This is a genomic window from Pseudoalteromonas rubra (genome assembly GCF_005886805.2).
Taxonomy (GTDB): Bacteria; Pseudomonadota; Gammaproteobacteria; order Enterobacterales; family Alteromonadaceae; genus Pseudoalteromonas; species Pseudoalteromonas rubra_D.
In genome coordinates, this window is record NZ_CP045429.1 from 1,839,810 (window position 1) to 1,854,623 (window position 14,814).

Consider the following 14,814-nt stretch of genomic DNA (forward strand, 5'->3'; position numbering starts at 1 on the left):
TATGAATAAGGGAACATTCTTCTGCATTGACGGGCACACCTGTGGCAACCCGGTACGACTGGTAACCAGTGGACATCCGCAGCTTGAGGGCGCGACTATGAGCGACAAGCGTCAGCACTTTCTGGCTGAGTTTGACTGGGTGCGCCGTGCGCTGATGTTTGAGCCGCGTGGTCACGACATGATGTCCGGGTCATTCCTGTATCCACCTACCACTGAAGATGGTGATGTGGCTATTTTGTTCATTGAAACATCTGGCTGTCTACCCATGTGTGGTCACGGCACCATAGGCACAGTGACCTTTGCGCTACAACAAGGCCTGGTGACACCAAAAGAGCCGGGGCGGCTGCGGCTCGATACGCCTGCGGGTCGCGTGGATGCTTATTATTCAATGCGCGATGGCCGGGTGGAATGGGTCAAGCTATTTAATGTTCCCGCATTTCTGGCACATCGGAATGAGGTGATCTCAGTCCCCGGTATTGGGGAGTTGCAGGTCGATATTGCCTATGGGGGAAACTTTTACATTATTGTTGAGCCTCAGAGGAATTTTAAAGGCACACATGCTACGAGCGCAGCTGAGTTATTGGCAATGAGTCCTAAAGTACGTGATGCCGTCAATGCACAGCTTGCTTGCGTACACCCTTTAGACCCGACTGTATGTGGCGCGTCTCACGTACTTTGGACCGGCGACCCCAAACAGGCCGACTCCAGCGCCGCCAATGCGGTGTTCTATGGTGACAAAGCAATAGACCGCTCACCCTGTGGAACGGGTACCAGCGCACGGATGGCGCAGTTGTTTGCGAAAGGCGCATTGCAAAGTGGCGAGGATTTTGTCCATGAAAGCTACATCGGCAGCCAATTTATTGGCCGGATTGAAGGCACGACAGAAATAGCTGGTCACAGTGCCATATTACCCAGCATACAGGGTTGGGCCCGTATAACAGGCCATAACTGTATCACTGTAGATGACGACGACCCGTACGCGTTTGGGTTTCAGGTGCTTTAACAAAGTGAGGCAGTCAACTTGCCTCATCATCTTATTTGTCTTAAGGAGACAGCCATGACTTTGACAGGACAGAGTTTTATTGCCGGGCAATGGCGCGGTAACGCAGACAATGGGCAATTTTTTGCGTTTTGCCCGCAAACCAATGAGAGACATCATCAGCCCTTTTTCAATGCAGAGGCCGACGACCTGGATGCCGGTATTTTGGCCGCGCAACGTGCTTTTAAGACTTACCGACGTGTGCCTTATTCGCAGCGTGCGGCTTTTTTGCGCAAAATTGGAGAAGAAATCCTGGCGCTGGGTGATGGCCTGATCGAAACCACCATGCTGGAAACCGGACTGCCAAGAGCGCGTCTTGAAGGTGAGCGAATGCGCACGGTAAATCAGTTGAATGCTTTCGCAGCTGCACTGGAAGCAGATCTTGCGCCATTGGCACTGACACGTCAGGATGCTCCTGATCCGGATCGTGCGCCTTTGCCTAAGCCTGCAACCGAACTACGTTACTTGCCCGTTGGTGTGGTGGCTGTATTTGGCGCATCTAATTTCCCTTATGCTTTTTCTACCTTAGGGGGGGACACCGCAGCAGCGCTGGCTTCAGGCTGCCCTGTTATTGTGAAAAGCCACACTGCACATCCAGGTACCAGTGAGTTGATGACTGGGGCTATCGAACAGGCGATCCGTCACTGCCAAATGCCTGATGGAGTGTTTTCGATGATCCAGGGCACGGATTATGCCTTATCTCACCAGCTGGTGGGTGCAGCAGATGTGAAAGCAGTGGGTTTCACGGGGTCTTTGAATGTAGCGAAAGCGCTGCTGGACACCATTCATCAGCGCGAAGAAGTGATCCCGTTATACGGTGAACTGGGCAGTGTAAACCCGCAGGTGATCCTGCCTGACTATGCACAGGAGCAGGGGAGTGAGCTTGCAAAATCTCTGGTGCAGTCGCTGTTGATGGGTAATGGCCAGTTTTGTACCAGCCCGGGTTTATGGCTGATACCACAAGGGCAGGTTGAGTTTGAATCCGTCGCGATGAACGCAATCCAGGCTGCACCATCAGATACTTTGCTGACGCCCCGTATTCTGGACAGCTTCAACAAAGTCATGGTTGAGCTGAAACACAATGCCCATGTTGATTTACTGGCAAGTGGTGAGCAGAGCCAGACGTTCCATGCCAACGCGCATTTATTTGCTTGTGAGGCAGAGGATTTCATTCACGATGCCAGTTTGCATGAAGAAGTTTTTGGCCCTAGTGCCCTGATTGTGCGCTACCGTGATGAAGCGCAATTACTGCGTGTGGTGGAACAGTTAGAAGGTCAGCTGACAGCCAGTGTGCACGCTACCAAAGCGGAAATGGCGGTTCAGGAAACACTACTGGATGAGTTGAGCTACAAAGTGGGCCGCCTCATCTTCGGCCAGATGCCAACCGGTGTGGAAGTGTGTTGTTCGATGAATCATGGCGGACCTTACCCATCGTCGACAGATGTGCGCTCGACGTCGGTCGGGACACAGGCCATGACGCGATTCTTACGCCCGTTATGTGTACAGAGTTAGGCAACCTCAGAAGATAGAACTTCTGTAACCCCGTGGAGTGCGGTTGCACAGGCTTGTTCCTTAGCCTGTGTAACCGCCTATTTGATCATGATATGATTTCATAGACTGTGAACCTTCTCTCTCACAGCGTGCAATTTATGGCAATGCACGTATAATGTATCCCAATGATAATAATTAACTAACCCTATGGCGATTGTACATAAAACTCGAACCCAACTGGTTGCGGAAGCGATCCGAGAAAAAATTCTGTGTGGCGAAATAAAAGCCGGTGAACCTCTGCGTCAGGCTGCGCTGGCCGATGAATTGAACGTTAGCCGTATCCCGGTCAGAGAGGCGTTATTGCAGCTCGAAGCCGAAGGCTTGGTGAATTTTGAGGCTCACAAAGGGGCCACAGTCACCCGGTTGAGTGCCGAACAGATTGATGAGATCTTTGATTTACGCGCCATACTGGAAGCAGAGCTACTGAGCCATTCGATTGATAATCTGACCAAACGCGACTTACTGGAAGCTGAAGCCATTTTGGCCGATCTCGAAGACGCGACCGATGCGGGTGATACCCAGCTGGCAACCGGTAAACTGAACGCCGAATTCCACAGTAAGTTGTATAGTCGTGCTGAGCGCCCTCAGACCCGAGAACTGGTCGACGTTTACAGTAAAAACTCAGAGCGTTACGTTCGTATGCATATATTGCTTGCCGGTGGCCTGAAAACGGCACCAGAAGAGCACCGCACTTTACTTAAGCTGTGTCACGAGAAAGACAAAGCCGGTGCCTGCGAATTTCTCAAAAAGCACATTATAGGCGCAAAAGACGACATTAAAGCCTTGCTCCTGCGCCTTGAGCAGGAAGCACAATAAGCCTCAACATATTAATGCGTTATAACTAACGCGTTATTTCGCTGTGCACACCGGACGCGTCTTTTTCCTCCGGCGCGCAGCGTTTGTTGCCAGTCTCATGGCGGGCTTTCAGTCAGCCTGGCCTCTAGTACTTGTTTTGGCAATGCCAGGCCATTTATGACAATACACCATGCTGACGCAAATACTGCTGTGCGGCATCGGTGTGTGGCGCAAAGCGTTTCCAGCGCCCGATAGCGCGGCGGTTAAGCGGTTCACGCACCTGTACTTTACTCGCTGTTGATACAGGCGCATCGTTAAGATGAAAGTGCATACAGCTGTCCTGCCAGGGCAAATCACAATAATCCAGTAGTTTAGCGATTTCCTGCTCAGGATTATCAACCAGGGATTCGTACTGCATCATATAAAACTGCTCACCATGAAGCTGCTTCCAGTGCTGCATCAGATCATAAAATCGGCTGTAGAAGCGTGCTGTATCCATCAGATCTAATGAATACGCGTAATACGGGTTGTTGATAGTAAACAACTGGCGGAAGTTACCAATGCAGGTATCCATCGGGTCACGCATCAGACAGATGATTTTGGCATTGGGTAACGCCCGGCGGATCAGATCAACATAGAAAAAGTTAAATGGCAGCTTATCGACAAAGTGTGCATGGCTGCCGGTAACCACCCGGGTTGCATTCAGATAGGTCAGTCCGAGTTGGTGTGGGTCGCGCTGATAAGCTTGCTCGAGTGTGAGTGGATCGAGTACGGTCTGGCTGGTGGTCTGAGCCAGGCGTTTTACGCTGATCCCAAAATCCTGTAGTTCCCCGGCCGACATCACATCGCTGTGACTGGATAAGATCCTCTCTACCAGGGTGGTGCCAGAGCGCGGCATCCCGAGTACAAAAATGGGCTCGCGGCTGCTGTGGCCAGCCTTTGGATCGACTGTACTGGCGCTACTGAGCGCCTGAATGCGCTCGAACAAGGCATCGTTACTTGGATGACCAAAGGGGCGTGCACTGTGTAAGGCCGCTTTACCCTGTTTGAGTGCATGGTACGCTGAATCAAACTCACCCAGATCCTGATATTCTTTTGCCAAAGCATGGCCAAGATGGAGCTGAGATTCGGGTGTGTTTGCCCGCTCAAAGGCGCTTTGTAAGCGGGTCAGGTGGTTGTGCTCTGCGCTGGCTTTTTTCAGATCAGACAAAGCAAAGTGTGCTCTGTGATGATCTTTATCTAATGCCAGCGCTTGTTCAAAGGCTTGCTCAGCGTCATCAAATAAGCCGACAAACTTCGCACTAACCCCAAAGTTATAATAATACTGCGCGTTGCTCTGAGTGAGCTTGAGTGCCTGGCGGAAAAATGCCAAGGCGTCCTCGTGCAGGCCAACGTGGCTCAGTGCCACCCCAAAAGTGTCCGCATCAAGTGCTCGAGTCAACGCAGCGGGACTTGTCTGCTCTGCGGTTTGCCTGGCCAGTGTTAGCTCACCCTGCAAGGCATAACACTTAGTCAGCTGAGCTCGGTATTCATCACTGCTATGCAGTTCCAGCGCCTTTTCGAGCAATTTGATTGCTTTTTTTAACTGCCCAACCTGAAGGTTGATCACACCGAGCAGAAAATAGCCGTCGGCATAGTCTGGTGATGCATTGAGCAGTTTGACCAGGTATTGATGGGCGGTTTCGAGCTGGCCCTGATTGAGTGCGCTAATGGCGCTTCTGTGTAATTGCTGGATAGACGTCATTGTGGGTTGTCACTTGTTATATAAAGGCCCATCACAATGGATGGGCCTCAGCGGGAGAGTTCAATTTACTAAAGTTCGAACTGATAGTCGAACTTAATGCCGACTGTCAGTGGTTTGTTCAGGTAGTGGCCATAGTTACGCTGGATCTCAGCGCCGTTGGCGGTCGTAATATCCCGCACATCGCGACGCACTGAGGTAAAGGCGTATTTGTTGAACAGGTTGTTGACGTACAAAGTGGCTGACCACATATCGCCGGTCAGTTTGGCAGACAAGTTGCTGATCCCATAACCTGAGAGGGTTTCACCACTGTCACGCAGACCCACTTTGGAAATGATATCGCTCTGTGCCGTCAGGCCATAGTTGATATCCAGGGTTTTATCGCCCAGCACTTCAGTTTCGTAATTTATACCCAATGAGAACTGATGTTCCGGAGAGCCGGGCAGTCTGTCCCCATCTTGACCGCCATCGGTGCCATCGGCATTAAATAAGTAAGGTGCATCCGAGGTTAACTCTGCCTTAGTGTAGGCATAGGTTGCATACGTGCTGATAGAGTCACTGAGGATAGCACGTGTGGAGATCTCAACCCCTTTGGCGTTGGCTGTTCCGGCATTAGAGGTATACGGAAGCTGGCCAACCACAGTGGCACCGGCAATTTGTGCATCATCCCAGTCAACATTGAAAATGGCCGCGTTGAAATGCAGGCGGTTCTTTAACCAGGTGCTCTTCAGACCCAATTCATAGTTGGTGGTGGTGTCCGCGGTGTACAGCATTTCGTCGGGCATACCACAACCGATCTGTTTGTCAGGCAGGGGATCCGGACACGGCGCCAGACCGTTGGAACCACCAATACGGAAACCTTCACTGGCCGTGATGTACGCCATGACTGAGTCTGTAAACTGGTAATTGGCGTTGAACTTAAACAGGTTTCCATCGTCTTCAGCATTGTTTTGCTTAAAGTCCAGAGTTATGTCGCTTGGACCTGCGCCGCTGTATAGCGTATTGGCCAGCGGGAAGTCAACGGCGGACTCTGCCTTCACTTCATACTCATAAAATCGTGCACCCAGGGTAATGGTTAGCTTGTCATTGACCTGATAACCCACTTCCCCGAACAGGGCCTGCTCTGTGATTTCACTGCGGTCGACCGAGAAATACTCGAGGTTGTCCGGGCGGGTTTGCTCGCCACCAAAATTAGCTACGGCAAACTCCCCAAAGCCTGGGGTGAACTCTTTACTGCTGGCATCACTTTCGAATTTGTTGTAGAAGCCACCCACAATCCAGTTCCAGGCTGAGTCGCCCTGCGACACCAGCCGGATCTCCTGCGTGAAGGTGTCTTCTTCTTCCTCTTCGCGGGTAAACGCCGAGAAGGACGGGAATTCTTCATAGCCATAATCGAGGCGGATCAGCAGATCGGTCTGGTCGCGCTGACCATCGGCTTCAAAGCTGGACCAGCCCGATGCAGAAACCAGTTCTGCAAATCCCAGATCGGCTTTTAATTCCAGGCTCAGCAGATCATCTTCTTTGTCTCTGGGCTCTTCATAGCGATAGGCCGATTCATATTTGCCGATGCGATCATTGAGTCCGTTTGCCGGGTTGAGTGCCTGATAATGTACTATCGAGCGGCCCTCACTTTCTTGTTTCTGGTAAAAATAGTTCAGCGTGCCATCGAACCAGTCATTTGGCTTCCAGCGCACAGAAATGCGGCCAGTGGTGGTGGTTTCGCCATTGGCATCGGCTACGCGTTTGAGGTTGTTATCAACGTCACTTTGACTGCTCCAGTTGGGATCTGCCAAAGAAGCCCCGCCTTCGCGGACCACATAGTTGTAATCAATAAATCCGGGATCTTCATACTGGTTCAGGCTGGCACGCAGCGCCAGTTCATCTTCGATGATGGGGGTGTTGAAAATAAAGCCACCTTCACCTCCAACTGAATCACTCTCTGAGTTTTGAAATAAGTCGCCATACAGTTGCACTGTGGTGATGTCCAACTCTGGCGCTTTAAGCATATAGCGAATAGCGCCGCCTAGGGTACCCGCGCCGTATAAGGTACCTTGTGGGCCGATTAATACCTCTACGCGTTCTACGTCAGTCAGGCGCATATCCAGCGAAACGGGGATCTCATTCACATAGGTTGCAACGGTCCCGCCATCCTGATCCGGGCCTGATGAGTTGGTGTTAAGGCCGCGAACGATGATCGGTGAGCCAGAGCGACCACCCTGATCGGTCACAGTCAGACCTGGCACCCAACGTGCCACATCGGCGAGTTCACCAATGTTTTGATCTTTCATTATATCCGCATCGAGTGCGGTGATGTTTAAAGGGGCCTCCTGAACTGAGCCACTACGGCGTGTAGCTGTGATCTGGATAACTTCCAGAGACTTCTCTTCGGCACCTGCTTCATCGGCCTGTGCTGTTGCACTGAGCATAATTGAGCCTGGCAAAGCCGTAGCGATGGCCAGAGATATGAGTTTTGGTTTTAGCATTATTTTACATCCCGGATGTGTTCTGGTTGTTGTTTTTATGCAAACTAAGAAAGCATAAAGTGAATCTCGTAACAAGATTATCAAAAAAGGTACGAAGATAATTATTTATTATATTTGCAAAAATATTCACTATCAATGGGTTTTTAGTCAGAATTGTGCATGAAATTGCAGTAAAAAAATTTTTTGCGTTATTCTGGTTTCTTTGGGTTTTTTAGTTGGTTTTCGGGGTTTGGTATGCACCATTTTGAATTGAATATGCATTTTTAGTTATTGTGTGAATCACCTTGTTGCCTTGGAAAGGTGAAAGTTTATGCGTTAAATAGCCGGGGTTAACCAATTCTAGAGGTGCTGAACTGTCGGTTATGCTGCTGTTTTTCGGACTGATGGCGAATTTTGTTTGGATTGTGCGAAGTGAATAAGTATGCGGTGCTGTCAGAGGAAGACTGCTTGGGGTTTATTTGTACAGTGAATAGGCGTGCAGAATTGTTCATTCCATGGCGGTTTTTTTCAGTTGAAGGCCGTGTGCCTTATTTGAGACACACGGTTCCGCTTAATTGCGGTTTTTGAGTGAGGGCTGATTACTGTTTGATATCGACCGCGTAAAGTTTGCAGTAGTGTGTGCCCGGAGACCCATTCCATTTACTGGCACTGTCATCCAGCCCGACGATGCTGACGACTTTTTCGCTATGAAATATAGACGAATTTTGTGCGTCGAATTTGTCTGTCTATGCCTTATGGGATGCTGATTCTGGTGGGTATAGAAGTGCGTACAGGGTGAATCTGGCCCTTCTCGCTTTATGAATATTGCAGTCAACACTTTGCCGGCACCATATTAAGCGGCATACTGAATATGGATGTTTCTACTTGTGAGCCCACTATGCGACTCTTATCTTTGTGTTTTTTCAGTGCCTGTTCTTTTGCATCTTATAGTGCCGAGCTGTATCCCGACGCACCAGCGGCGGCCAGCGATTATGCTTTTTTGATTGGTCACTGGCAGTGCCAGTATGAGCAGCTGGACCTGCAAGGGAAAGTGCAATTCTCATCCCCGTGTCGATGGCAAGCCCAGTACGCCTTTGACAATAAAATGGTGGTCGACGATTTCAGCCTGCTGGATGCACAGGGTAATGTAACCTACGCCGGCAGAACACTCAGATCTTATTCATTGCAAGACAAGCGCTGGCATCAGGTATTTCTGCCCGTACAAATGAACGCGACCCTCAACCCGTTTACCGCACACCGGGATAAAGACGGCGTGCACCTCAAAGTTGAACAGCGCCTGCCAGGCGGCGAGCTACAACCCGCACGTTTTCGCTTTAGCCAGATCAGCGACAAGGGCTTTGTCTGGGAAAGCAGCAAGCAACTTGACGGCAGCGACAACTGGTATGTTGATATGCGGATCAGGGCTACGCGGGATGGGGGGTGAGTAGAATTGATGTTGGAAAGTTCGGGCGTGTGGAGGAATTGCGATTTTCATTAGTACTGGTTAGTCTGAGTTGATAGTTAGTATTCGAACTTGGAGCAACAGGGGGGAGGAATGGCATTTAGACCAGACAACGGATCGCCACAGGAAAAGAAGAAGCTGGGCAATGGTGTAGACTCCTTGCACCATACAACTAAACGAATGTTGAACTTCGAAAAGAAGGTTTTTCATGATTTGGAGTCGTTCGAACGCACCCTTGACGCAGCTATCAGTAGTGAAGGAACTGATCAGGGGAATCAAAAGAGCTATGCCTTTGAAGCATATAAGAAGTTGTATGAGCATCACCAAAAATTATCTGATGAAGAGACATTGATCACTCGAATGGAAAGAAATGCACAAATCAGAAATGTGCTCTTTCGGAGTTTAACGACATTAGCGATTGGCTTTTCTATCATGCTTGTTTATTTTGTCGCGCACAAATTAGAAATACCGATGCCCTTACTAAGGATTGGGGTCAGTTAATAAGCTCATTAGTTGGCCAGAGTGTGCCCCGTTTCGCTCATTCCCATTATTCCAATATTCCATTAGTTGCCAAAGGTGGGAACATTGCTTTTGCTCAGAGATTGACTAATCTATATTGCATACTTTGCTATATGGTTTATGCAACGATAGATGATAAGGCAGATTTTTACAGATGGTCATATTCGTCTACTGCTTACGTGCGCGTGTGCAGGCAAGTTCAAAATTAAAGATCAGTATCTAATTACGCAGCTTGCGTATGTTCCGCTGTCACTAATTGAGCATAACCAGTTAAAAGTACACCAGCTTATTGATGTTCATGGTCACGCCTATAAGAAGTGGCTGTTACCAGGCGCTTATAGTCGAAACGGTAAAGACAGAGAAATAGAAGTACCAGAGGTATTTTGTCAGTCACTTGAGCGCTACTTGAATTGGTACGTTGAGCAGGAGTTGCCGAAAGAGTTCCGGCACAATCTAAATACATATCTGGGGTTAAGTGAGTATGCCCCGGTGTTGTTAAATGATCGGCTGTATGGATATTCAATGAGCGAACGAGTGGTAAAAGCTGGAGTGAATAAGCAGCCTACAAACTTAAGGGCCAAGGTTAATAAACTACTCTCAAACGCCGGACTTGATTGGGCAACGGCAAAAACGTTTGAAGACTCCCTAATTATTCACCTAGCAAAAAATGTCGATCATGGTGTTGTGGCAGATCTGTTTGGCTTTAGCTCAAGGCAGGTTGTGACTGACAAATATAATGGGAACTTACTACAGCTATCAGATGCATTAAACGGCGTTTATGCACGTATACAGACAACTGGCATTAAAATTTAGGCTTTGCCGTGTTTCTTCAGTGGGGCTGATTGGTGAAATGGTTATTGTGAAAAGCATAGCTGTGAGCTGGTAGGTGTTGATGGCGTTTACTACATTTTCAAGAGCAGAATCTGAATAGGAATATCGTAGCAATGAAAAAGAAAAAATTAAGCTTACGCAAATTAAAGGAGTGGGCGACATCGGCAATAGTAGGAACTGTTATTTCCTTATCTTGCGTTAGCAAGACAAATGAGCATTTTGAGTATTCCTTTAGCTCGCCAACTGCGCTAATTAAGTCAATTCAGAGTGATCGTGGAGATATATTCAAAAGCGGCAAATATACCCTTACTCTTAGTGAAGAAATGATTGAGCAGCCTGATGAAGATTTCTCAGTAACTTCTTATGCATATGCGTTAAGTGTAACTGTAGATAAAGAGTTTCGAGATGGAGTTTATACAATAGGTGCTCATGAAAAGCTGATGGAGGGCATTTCTGAATTTGAGTTTGTTATACAAAAGCCAGTTTATGAGGGTATTACAAGCCTATGGGTTGAGTTGCCAGAATCAAAGGAGGATTTGTCTAATCTTGCTCATATACTTAATGATTTTTCGACACATTATGCTTTTCCAGATGGAACTGGTCGTTTAAGCGAGTTTAATCTTCGTCGAGGAAAAGGTCTATCTAATATAAATCAGTATAATAGTATTTTAAGATAAGTTTGAATAAGAGTTGAAAGTTAAAAACGTTATACTGAATGGGTTGATGGGTAAAAAGGATAACTATGTCTCAGAGGTTTTGCATTTTTTGTGGGCAAAGTGGGTTGACTAAAGAGCACTTTTGGCCAAGTTGGCTTGGAAAGCAGGTTGGCAAAAATGAAGCAGCTAAATATATTGAGGGGGCTGTTCAGGCAACTCCGAAATTGGATGACGCTGAAGAGAGTATTAACACTCGCTCTGGAGACGTATCGACTAAGAAATTTAGGGTTGTATGCGCCACCTGCAATAATGGTTGGATGAGTGCTCTGGAAGAAAAGGTTAAACCTATTCTCCAAAATGCCTGCACTCCTTGTGATATGAAGTTGGATAAGCTACAACTCCAACAGTTTTCCAAATGGATCACCATGAAAACCATGCTTGCTGAGTACACAAAACTTGGTACCAACTCAATTCCTAAAGAAGACTTGCAAAGATTCTTCGAGAAGCAAACTATTCCTGAGTATTTTAAGATTTATGTAGCGAAGCATGATACGAGTAAGATGTTTGCATACTCTCGTACGTCGGTGCGACTTGGTACGGTTGCAAAGGCGACATCACACATGGGAAAAACAGAGAACAATACCCAGTCAACTTCATTTTTACTAGGCCAACTGTTCATATATGTATTTTCTTGTACTGAGCCGAACGTGAATATCTTGGGGAATTTTAAGTTAAACCGTTTGAAACGAATTAAACAAGCACACAGTAATCAACTGTGTTTCAAATCGCTCAATAGGCTAGATCAACAATCAGTCCAAAATGTGGTTTATGCATTAGAAGATTTTCTTAATTCGTCAAGCATATTATCAATGCAAAGCAGGTGATAGCTTGGTCATTAGAGATATTGGATTAGAGGTTACCGGAAGGAACCGCAGACAAGATACTATCTAAGGAACAGCATGTTAGTAACAGAGTACACATCACAAAACTATCGCTTGAAGACTTGCACCGAGTCAGATCACTCTAAAATTGAAAGGATCAGCCCACGTCAGTATATTGGATATCTGCAGATGCATGCAAATGATGGCAGGCTTGAAATATGCGACCTCTGGATACATGAGGAACCTGAGAATTTTAGGGGAAAAGGGTTTGGCTCAATTTTGATTAACCATGCGTTCGAGTACGCGTCAGAAAGGGACATTGACTTTGTATTTGGGCATACCGCTTTTGAAGACCACAGAGTGCATCGTTTCTATCAAGCATGTGGGTTCGAGATATTTTTAGACGACAAGCATGGCACCGCTTGGTTCATTCGCTCGCTTAAAGGTGAATTAACTGGTGAACCTGACATAGAACAACTTGCTGCGATTAGCGGATTGAAGCAAGATATTAGTGCATTAGACTAAATGGAATTTAAAATCATGAAATTTGAAATTGTAGAAGTTGAATATTGTGACAGCCATGATCATAACTGGCTAATAGATACACCAAGCGGCCAGACTGTGATGCTTTCTTTCAACGTTCATAGGGCTTTTTTCATTACACAAGGCGACTCGCACATAGAGATCCCCCAGGAGTGGTTTAGAATCGAAGGCTCATGTGATGAGGTTGAAATCAGCCAAGGGGCTCAAGCGTACAGGGGGATCGGTCGCGCTTATATTACATCAAGTATTCCAGGCCTTGACGCTTCTTTTGTGGCAATAGGTATAAAACCAGAAGAGTACTATGCCTTAATGGAGTTTGAAGAGCTGAAGCCGTTTTTTAACCACAGCCCATTAGAAGCGTAATTGTTGGAACACAGCTGCATGGAAAGAGTGACAAAGCACTTCAAAAGACGCATCGATAAACAGACGCTGCTTGATTTATTGTTTATTGCTTATGAGCAGGGCATAGCAGCAAATAAAATAGCTGACGCAACGGAAAGTGAGTTTAACATCCCTTACTCTGAAGAGCTGTTTTCGATAGTGCTTGACGCATTGGGTGTACCCGATGGGGAGGAGCACCGCGCAGGATTAGAGGAGCTTTTCTACAATACTTGGCTATTGGACGATGAATATGAAACAGTAGAATCATTTTACGATGAGTTGATCTTTTGTATTGAAGAATTTTTTGATGTCGACAATGATCTGAAACAATCAAACTGAAGCAGGAAACAAGGAGGAAAAAGTGTGTGGACAGTTGTAAAAATATCCAGAGAATTACAGTTTTATAATTTCCAAACAGGGGAGTTTCAAGACGTTGGTCACATTCGTTACGCTAGGGCTGAGGAGCTTAACAGCAGGAATGGCGTTCAGATCGATCAGTCAGGTATCGCTGACATAATACTAGACCATGATAAGTGCGTTTCTGAGTTGATTGCAGCAAGAATCCCTTTGTTCCCCAAAAAAGTGATGCCAGAAAGGCGGCAACTTCCATTAACTTAACTGGATTTAAATATTTAAAGTTTGATCCGACTACAATTGAACTAGAGAAGGAGGTGAAATGAAACTGTCTGAATTGATAAAACACCTGCAAGCGATAGAAAAATCTGTACCCTTTGATTCGGAGGTAGTGACGGGTGATGATTGGAAGCCAAGTCAGGTGGCTGAAGTCTATCATGAGCCTCCTCACACCTTTATTCAGTTTAGAGAGATGGACGAGGAATTGGACGAATAATCAACAATGGAATCGAACTTCGAATCACATGTAAAGCAAATACCTGATTGTCTGGAGACACTTCTTTTCGACAGTCGCTTTACAAGGGCAAGATGAAGCAAAACCCCGGATTACTCATTGGTACCCTCTGCCACTTGGTGATAAAATTTAGCTCACAGGCAATGTGGTCACGGCTTATCTAAACTGTGACCAACACTGAGACTAGAAAGTAAGAAAGAGAATGTCTCAGGTTGATATATTTGATATTTAAAGGCTTTTTATTCTATGTGTGAACTTTTGGGCATGTCTGCCAATGTACCCACGGATATTTGTTTTAGTTTTTCCGGGTTGCTGGAGCGTGGAGGGAATACCGGGCCGCATAAAGATGGCTGGGGGATCACTTTTTATGAGGGTAAAGGGTGTCGGACGTTTAAGGACCCAGAGCCAAGCTGTCAGTCGGAAATTGCCAAATTGGTGAAAGCCTATCCGATTAAAAGTGTGTCGGTGATCAGCCACATTCGCCAGGGCAACCGGGGCAGAACGTGTCTTGAGAATACTCACCCTTTTACCCGTGAGCTGTGGGGCAGGGAGATCACTTATGCACACAATGGTCAGCTGTCTAACTATAAAGATCTGACCACTGAGTTTTATAAGCCAGTGGGAAATACCGACAGTGAACTGGCATTTTGTTGGATTTTGGACAAGATCCGTGAAAAATATCCGAAAAGGCCCAAAAACATGGCCTCTGTGTTTCGTTATGCGGCTAAGCTGGCAAAAACCCTGATGGACAAAGGAGTGTTTAACATGCTGCTGACCGACGGGGTGTTTGTGTTGGCGTATTGCTCTAATAATCTGCACTGGATCACACGTCGCGCGCCGTTTGGTAAAGCGACGTTAATCGATGCGGATATGGTGGTGGACTTTCAAAAAGAAACGACCCCGGATGACGTGGTGACTGTGATTGCAACCCGGCCGCTGACGAATGATGAGCAGTGGAACAAGATGGAACCCGGCGAGTCTGTGCTGTTTAAGCTGGGTGAGAAAATCTAGCGCTCATCCCGAAAAGCCAGTTCACGAAATGAATGACATAAAAAAGCCCTGATGATCAGGGCTTTTTTATTTTA

At 47.0% G+C, this 14,814-nt stretch carries 16 protein-coding genes; 14 read left to right on the forward strand and 2 right to left on the reverse strand.

Annotation, left to right across the window (positions count from 1 at the left end; translation table 11 throughout):
* Position 1 precedes the first annotated feature (1 nt).
* From CWC22_RS07925 to CWC22_RS07935, 3 genes are all read left to right on the forward strand, one after another.
* Complete coding sequence (locus tag CWC22_RS07925) at positions 2-1,003, forward strand: 4-hydroxyproline epimerase (protein WP_125561545.1); 1,002 nt, start codon at positions 2-4, stop codon at positions 1,001-1,003.
* Between the two features lie 54 nt (positions 1,004-1,057).
* A complete protein-coding gene (locus CWC22_RS07930; RefSeq protein ID WP_138538778.1) occupies positions 1,058-2,551 on the forward strand; it encodes an aldehyde dehydrogenase (NADP(+)) in 1,494 nt (497 codons plus the stop codon).
* Positions 2,552-2,737: 186 nt separating this feature from the next.
* Positions 2,738-3,406 (forward strand): GntR family transcriptional regulator, encoded by a 669-nt coding sequence (locus CWC22_RS07935; RefSeq protein WP_049864999.1) that lies wholly within the window; start codon positions 2,738-2,740, stop codon positions 3,404-3,406.
* A gap of 154 nt (positions 3,407-3,560) precedes the next feature.
* On the opposite strand, the gene CWC22_RS07940 is transcribed toward CWC22_RS07935, so the two are convergent.
* Both CWC22_RS07940 and CWC22_RS07945 read right to left on the reverse strand, forming a co-directional pair.
* A complete protein-coding gene (locus CWC22_RS07940) occupies positions 3,561-5,129 on the reverse strand; it encodes a tetratricopeptide repeat-containing sulfotransferase family protein (RefSeq protein ID WP_138538779.1) in 1,569 nt (522 codons plus the stop codon).
* Between the two features lie 68 nt (positions 5,130-5,197).
* Positions 5,198-7,609: a TonB-dependent receptor gene (locus tag CWC22_RS07945; protein ID WP_138538780.1), complete on the reverse strand. Its 2,412-nt coding sequence runs from the start codon at positions 7,607-7,609 to the stop codon at positions 5,198-5,200.
* Positions 7,610-8,486: 877 nt separating this feature from the next.
* Here CWC22_RS07945 and CWC22_RS07950 point away from each other — a divergent pair.
* The 11 genes from CWC22_RS07950 (at position 8,487) to CWC22_RS08005 (ending at position 14,740) form a co-directional block, all read left to right on the forward strand.
* Entirely contained in the window at positions 8,487-9,032 is a 546-nt protein-coding gene (locus CWC22_RS07950) for a hypothetical protein (RefSeq protein ID WP_138538781.1), read from the forward strand.
* 111 nt (positions 9,033-9,143) lie between these two features.
* Positions 9,144-9,551, forward strand: coding sequence for a hypothetical protein (locus CWC22_RS07955; protein WP_138538782.1), 408 nt, complete (start codon positions 9,144-9,146; stop codon positions 9,549-9,551).
* Positions 9,552-9,701: 150 nt separating this feature from the next.
* Positions 9,702-10,382, forward strand: coding sequence for a hypothetical protein (locus CWC22_RS24420; protein WP_230090632.1), 681 nt, complete (start codon positions 9,702-9,704; stop codon positions 10,380-10,382).
* 131 nt (positions 10,383-10,513) lie between these two features.
* The gene (locus CWC22_RS07970; RefSeq protein WP_138538784.1) at positions 10,514-11,077 is read left to right on the forward strand and encodes a hypothetical protein; all 564 of its coding nucleotides are present in this window, start codon (positions 10,514-10,516) and stop codon (positions 11,075-11,077) included.
* A gap of 65 nt (positions 11,078-11,142) precedes the next feature.
* A complete protein-coding gene (locus tag CWC22_RS07975; RefSeq protein WP_138538785.1) occupies positions 11,143-11,940 on the forward strand; it encodes a hypothetical protein in 798 nt (265 codons plus the stop codon).
* 75 nt (positions 11,941-12,015) lie between these two features.
* Positions 12,016-12,462: a GNAT family N-acetyltransferase gene (locus CWC22_RS07980; protein WP_138538786.1), complete on the forward strand. Its 447-nt coding sequence runs from the start codon at positions 12,016-12,018 to the stop codon at positions 12,460-12,462.
* Positions 12,463-12,477: 15 nt separating this feature from the next.
* Positions 12,478-12,843: a hypothetical protein gene (locus tag CWC22_RS07985; protein WP_138538787.1), complete on the forward strand. Its 366-nt coding sequence runs from the start codon at positions 12,478-12,480 to the stop codon at positions 12,841-12,843.
* Between the two features lie 18 nt (positions 12,844-12,861).
* Positions 12,862-13,200, forward strand: a complete 339-nt coding sequence (locus tag CWC22_RS07990) for a hypothetical protein (protein ID WP_138538788.1) — start codon at positions 12,862-12,864, stop codon at positions 13,198-13,200.
* A 24-nt stretch (positions 13,201-13,224) separates the two neighbouring features.
* Positions 13,225-13,479, forward strand: coding sequence for a hypothetical protein (locus tag CWC22_RS07995; RefSeq protein WP_138538789.1), 255 nt, complete (start codon positions 13,225-13,227; stop codon positions 13,477-13,479).
* 58 nt (positions 13,480-13,537) lie between these two features.
* Entirely contained in the window at positions 13,538-13,711 is a 174-nt protein-coding gene (locus CWC22_RS08000; RefSeq protein WP_171045092.1) for a hypothetical protein, read from the forward strand.
* Positions 13,712-13,975: 264 nt separating this feature from the next.
* Positions 13,976-14,740: a class II glutamine amidotransferase gene (locus tag CWC22_RS08005; protein ID WP_010385515.1), complete on the forward strand. Its 765-nt coding sequence runs from the start codon at positions 13,976-13,978 to the stop codon at positions 14,738-14,740.
* Positions 14,741-14,814 lie beyond the last annotated feature (74 nt).